This is a genomic window from Segeticoccus sp. (assembly GCF_035708005.1).
The window spans coordinates 1-5513 of sequence record NZ_DASSTI010000123.1; the positions used below are offsets into that span (position 1 = coordinate 1).

6 protein-coding genes are annotated in these 5513 nt (G+C 69.0%); 2 read left to right on the forward strand and 4 right to left on the reverse strand.

The window, feature by feature from the left end; all coding sequences use genetic code 11:
• Positions 1-137: 137 nt before the first annotated feature.
• A complete protein-coding gene (locus VFL99_RS12085) occupies positions 138-1343 on the reverse strand; it encodes an alpha/beta hydrolase (RefSeq protein WP_325106616.1) in 1206 nt (401 codons plus the stop codon).
• 228 nt (positions 1344-1571) lie between these two features.
• Between VFL99_RS12085 and VFL99_RS12090 the strand changes: the two genes are divergently transcribed.
• Together VFL99_RS12090 and VFL99_RS12095 are read left to right on the forward strand one after the other, a co-directional pair.
• Positions 1572-2366 carry a class I SAM-dependent methyltransferase gene (locus VFL99_RS12090; RefSeq protein WP_325106611.1) on the forward strand — a complete coding sequence of 265 codons (795 nt, stop codon included), beginning with the start codon at positions 1572-1574 and terminating at the stop codon, positions 2364-2366.
• A complete protein-coding gene (locus tag VFL99_RS12095; RefSeq protein WP_325106612.1) occupies positions 2363-2884 on the forward strand; it encodes a hypothetical protein in 522 nt (173 codons plus the stop codon). The genes VFL99_RS12090 and VFL99_RS12095 overlap by 4 nt, the downstream gene beginning before the upstream one ends.
• A 29-nt stretch (positions 2885-2913) precedes the next feature.
• On the opposite strand, the gene VFL99_RS12100 is transcribed toward VFL99_RS12095, so the two are convergent.
• The 3 genes from VFL99_RS12100 to VFL99_RS12110 form a co-directional block, all read right to left on the reverse strand.
• A complete protein-coding gene (locus tag VFL99_RS12100) occupies positions 2914-4293 on the reverse strand; it encodes an endonuclease/exonuclease/phosphatase family protein (RefSeq protein WP_325106613.1) in 1380 nt (459 codons plus the stop codon).
• Between the two features lie 164 nt (positions 4294-4457).
• A complete protein-coding gene (locus VFL99_RS12105; RefSeq protein WP_325106614.1) occupies positions 4458-5054 on the reverse strand; it encodes a dTDP-4-dehydrorhamnose 3,5-epimerase family protein in 597 nt (198 codons plus the stop codon).
• Positions 5054-5513: sugar nucleotidyltransferase (locus VFL99_RS12110; RefSeq protein WP_325106615.1), on the reverse strand; the 460-nt coding region annotated here is incomplete at its 5' end. The genes VFL99_RS12110 and VFL99_RS12105, both read right to left, overlap by 1 nt.

Here is a 5513-nt window from a genome sequence, read left to right on the forward strand (position 1 = left end):
GGGACGGCGACCAGTGCTCCCGCCGTGAGACCCATGCGCTTGGAGACCATGACCGTCCCCCTTCTGACCTGCAGGTGGTGCTGGCTGCACCCTGCTCGTCCAGTATGACGGTCACGCGGCGTGCGCGGTTGGGTCACCTACGGCAGCGGCATCGGCGACGCGTGCGTCAGTTGGTGCGACATCCAGTGCAGTGCGGTGGGGAGTTCCTTGCGCCACGTGGCGACGCTGTGCATGCCGCCGGGCACGATCATGGCGGTCACCTTCATCGGTGGCCTGACGTCGCGCAGGAACCGGCGGGTGTCGGCATAGCCGTCGGGGAAGGTCTCTCCGGTGCCGCTGGTGATGAACAGGTGCACGGGCGGGGGGAGGTAGTGGGTGATCAGCCACTCCGGGTCGTTGAGGTTGCGCAGTTGGGCGGAGCCGCCCCACAGGTTGCCGGTGGTCCGGTCCTGAAGGGTGTAGTAGTAGCCGGACAGCGAGATGCCGGCCTTGAACGTGCCGGAGTGGTGCAGGAGGATCTTGGTGGCACAGTAGCCGCCGGTGGAGTCGCCGACGATGCCCCAGTCGGCCGGGCGGACCCGGAAGGCGGCCTGCATCGCACTGGGCACCTCCTGTGACAGGAAGGTCTCGACCTGGGGGCCGTGCGGCACGTCGGTGCACTCGGTGTCCCGCGGCGGGGTGACGGTTGAGGGGATCATCACGAAGATCATCGGCGTGCTGCGGTGCTGCTGCACCAGCGACCTGCTGATGCCCGGGTAGTCGAACCGGGTGACCTCGGCCTGGGTCGCCCCGTAGTACCCACTGAGCGCCTCCACCGCGGGGAAGGTGTGGTGCGCCCACTGCGGCTGGAAGTACTGCGGGGGCAGGTACACATAACCGAGCACTGACAGGTCGGACTCCAAGCCCCGGATGGAGACCGTCTCCACGCGACCCTTCGTCGCCCACTGCGACTTGGTGGACCAGTTGGTGAAGCCGCGGACGACGAGCCGTCCGGTCTTGCCGCTCTTGGCCGGAATGGTGTGATTCGCCTTGGCCGGCAGGAGCGGACGATCGGCCGACCTGCTCGCCATGTCGCCCGCCTTCTGGTCACCCCCGTAGTGGCGGATCTGGGCCGCACTGCTGGTGCTCCCGACGATCTCCCCCCAGGTCGTGTAGAACGCCCCGTAGTGGTTGACGAGCGCAAGCGCGAGCAGCACCGCCAAGCCTTGGCTGAGCAGCACCAGGCCCGTGCGAGGAATCCAGCGCCGACTCTGTGGGCCGGGGATGCGCGGCCACAGCACCACGACGGCCACGAGCGACGCCACCGCTGCCACGCCGAGGATCACGAGCAGCGGGATTCCCATCAAGCTCACGCCACAGTCCCTTTCTCGTCAGCCGGGATCCATCCGGCTGCTGACAGGAGCGTGGGCCCGCAGGTTGTGAGGACGCTGGAAGGCCGCCGAGAGCTGGCCGGACGGCGTCGGTGCACGCGAGCTCCTGACGGACCCGACGTGCGGACCGCGGACCCCGTCACGGCGGCGATGGGCATACGCTGGCCCGCAAGCCGTGTCAGCGAAGAGTTGAGGAAACCGATGAAACGACACGAACTGCTGGCTGCCCTGCACCAGATCCTCGCGCCGCGGACGTACCTGGAGGTGGGCGTCAACAACGGCAGCAGTCTCGCCCTCTCGCGGGTGCCGAGCGTGGCGATCGACCCCGCCTACGGCATCACCAAGGAGATCCACACCGAGGCGCACCTGGAGCGCACGAGCAGCGACGAGTTCTTCGCGCGCCCGAACCCGTTGGAGCGCTTGCCGATCCCGGTCTTGGACCTGGCCTTCATCGACGGCATGCACCTGTCCGAGTTCGCCCTCCGCGACTTCATCAACGTCGAGCGCTGGACGACTCCGGCGAGTGTCGTCGTCTTCGACGACATGCTGCCGCGCAACGTCACGCAGGCGGCACGTGACCGCCACAGCAAGGCCTGGACCGGTGACGTCTACAAGGTGGCCGAGGCGCTGCGCCGCTGGCGCCCTGACTTGGTGGTCCTCGAGCTGGACACGGCACCCACCGGCACCCTCATGGTGCTGGTGCCGGACGCCCGCAACACCGTGCTGCGGGAGCGCTACGAGACCTTGGTCACCGAGATGGTGACGCCCGACCCGCAGGACGTCCCGCGGGAAGTCCTGCGCCGCACCCGGGCTGTGGATCCTGAGCAGCTCCTCAAGGCACCGTTCTGGGAGGGGTGGTCCCGGCTGCGTGACCGCACCCGGCCGGTGACGGCCGCCGACGTCCGGGAGTGGCTACAGCTCGGCGGCATCGACGCCTTCCTGCCCCGGGCGCAGCGGCAGGATGCGACCACGATGACCGAGGGGAGCCTGTCATGACCATGCTCGAACCGCGCCTTCCGCTCAGCTACGTCACGCGTCGGGAGGGCCGGCTGGTCCTCCAGCTGCAGCTTGAAGACGACGACGCGTCCGCCACACCGTCCGGTGCTCTGCTGCGCCTGCGAGAGGTCGGGCTCGGAGCCCTGAGCGAGCCGGTGCCGGTGACGACGTCGGACGACCCCAACGTGTTCACCGCCGAGCTGCCGAGCGCGGCCTTGGTCAACGGGATCTGGCAGGTCGAGCTCGCTCGATACGAGGACGACGAGTTCGAGCCGGTCCACGCCCGCGTGCTGGTCTGCGATCCGAACCCGATCTCGCTGTTGCTCGGTCCCATGCCGGTCCCCCACGGTCCCGCCCGGGCCAACGGCGGCCGCCGGGGCGCCTCGGGCTCCCAGACGCAGCAGGTGGCACGGGCCCTCGGTGGTGTCGTGGACCGGGTGCTGGTCGAGCTGCCGCCGAAGACCGCACGCGAGCTGCGCGGCCGGCTCCGCAAGGTGGCGCGCCGGGTCCTTCGCTGACGCTGGTCAGGGCAGCCGCACGTCGGCGGTCAGGGCAGCCGCACGTCGGCCACGACCATGTTGTGGTCGGAGGGCCGGTTGGCGTCCGTCACCCGCATGACGTTGTTGAAGCCGTTGGCGGCGTGGATCCCCTTGACAGTGATGGCGTCGATGCGGTTGCCCCAGCCCGATGCGGGCAGCCTCAGCGTGGTCGAGAAGTTGTTGAAAGTCATGTATCTGGTGCGGACCCGTGTGGCTGCGGCTGCGGTGTCGAAGTAGCCGGCGGCGACGAGGGCGTCGTGCGCCCGGTCACCGCCACGGCTGTTCTGGGCGCTGTTGAGGTCCCCGGCCAGCACGACCGGCAGGTGCACGGAGTTCAACGCGTTGATTCGGGACATCACGGCGCTGACCTGGCTCTCTCGAAGCTGCTCATACTGCTGCTCGGTCGCCAAAGTCGAGCTGTGCCGTGGGTCGAGGTGAACCGAGACGACGTAGAACCGCTTGCCGGTGGCGCGGTCCTCGAGCACGGCATAGGCCGCCCACCGCCGCGCGTTCGCCTCGCCTGCGAGCACTGGCGGTGCGATCACACACGAGGACGACCACGCTGCGCCGTTGGTGGTGTCCGAGCAGCGGCTGACCAGCCGATACTTGTCGGTGTCGTAGAGGATGCGGGCGCCCTGCTGGCCCGTGGGCACGTACGGTGCGGTGTAGCGGGTCGTGCGCACAAGGCGGTAGCGGCCACCTCCTTGCGCGGCGAGGGCGTTCACCAGGCTCGTCGTCTGTCGGACATGCCCCGTGAGTGGGCCGATCAGCCCGTCGGCCCGGCCGGCATCCAACTCCTGCAGAGTCACGACGCCCGGGTGATAGGCCATGATCCGCTGGGCGATGAGCGGCACCCGCTGCAGCCACGTGCGGCCGGGAGTGTTGTTCGTGGCCGTGCGGACGTTGAAACTCGCCACTCGCAAGGGCGTGCCGGTCCGGGGGGCCGCAGGCGGCTGCACCGCGACCGATTGCAGGTACGGCCAGTCCCGGACTGCCACCCCGCTCGAGGTGCGGTTGATAGCGACCAGCCGGTAGTAGAGATGGTTCGCCGAGCCCACCGGTGCACCGGCTGCCGCGAGCTGGCTGGCCGTCAGGGTCACCGAGCGACGCTCGGGCTTGACGTAGAAGTAGTGCGTGTGCCGGCCGTGCAGCGGGAGACCCGGACTGTACGGGCTGAACGAGGACAGGCCCGTCTCGATGCGGAAGCCGGTCGTGTGCGACCCGTCCGAGCGCCAGGAGAAGGTCACCTGTCCCGCGCCCGGTCCCGGGCGAGCCGTGACCGACGTCGGACGGCCGGGAGCTGGGACGGTGGTCGCGTGGGCGGCGGGGACCGCGGCCCCCAGGGACATCGCCGCCGCGGCAGCGACGAGCAGGACCTGACGAAACACCGACACCTCCGGCGCGGACAGCTGCGCGGCCTGGGCCGCTGACAGCAGTGGGGAGCACGTGCCAGAGGAGAGCGTGGGAACGCCCGCCTCAGCCGAGGCGGAACACTATCAGATATTCAGTCAGACGTCATGCAATTGCAGAAATCGGTCCGTGTCGTGTCGGCCTACTGCAATGACCGCCGGAAGGCCACGCACTCCTCGTAGGCCGGCAGCAACCCCTGCTCCTGGGCGTCTCGCAGCGAGGGCGCGGCCCGGTCCTTGTCCGAGAGGGTCGGCTCCAACCCGTCCGGGAACGCCAGGGCAAGGGCGGGATCCATCGGGTTGACCCCGTGCTCACGCTCCGGGTTGTACGTGGCTGTGCACAGGTAGAGCACCGTCGAGTTGTCCTCCAGGGCGCAGATGGCGTGTCCGAGTCCCTCGGAGAGGTACACGGCACGCCTGGCCTCGGTGTCGAGCAGGACCTGGTCCCACTGCCCGTAGGTGCGGGAGCCGACCCGAAGGTCGACCACGAAGTCGAGGAAGGAACCCGACAGCGCAGTGACGTACTTGGCCTGGGAGGGCGGCACGTCGGCGTAGTGGACGCCTCGCACAGTGCCCCGGGAGGAAACCGAGACGTTGGTCTGGACGATGTCCGGCCGGTGCCCGACGACCTCAGCGAGCTTGTCCCCGCGGAACGACTCGAGGAAGACACCGCGCCCGTCCGGGAACTGCCGAGGCGTGATCTCCCAGGCGCCCTCGATGGCCAGCGGTCGGATCTCCATCAGCGTCCTCGCTTCTCGTCGAGCAGCTCCTGCAGGTAGCGGCCGTACCCGCTCTTGACGAGGGCATCCGCGAGATCGGCGAACTGCTCGTCGCCGATCCACCCGTTGCGCCAGGCAACCTCCTCCACGCAGCCCACCTTCTGGCCCTGCCGGGCCTCCACAACGTGGACGAACTGGCTGGCGTCGAGCAGTCCCTGGAAGGTACCGGTGTCGAACCACGCGGTGCCCCGCGGCAGGGTCGTCACGGTCAAGGTGCCACGCTGCAGGTAGGTCTCGTTGACGCTGGTGATCTCGAGCTCACCACGGGCACTGGGCGTAAGTCCCCGCGCGATCGCCACCACGTCGTTGTCGTAGAAGTACAGCCCCGGCACCGCGTAGCTGGACCGGGGCTTCGCCGGCTTCTCCTCGATCGACAGCACGGTCCCGTCGTCGTCGAACTCGACGACACCGTAGGCCTGT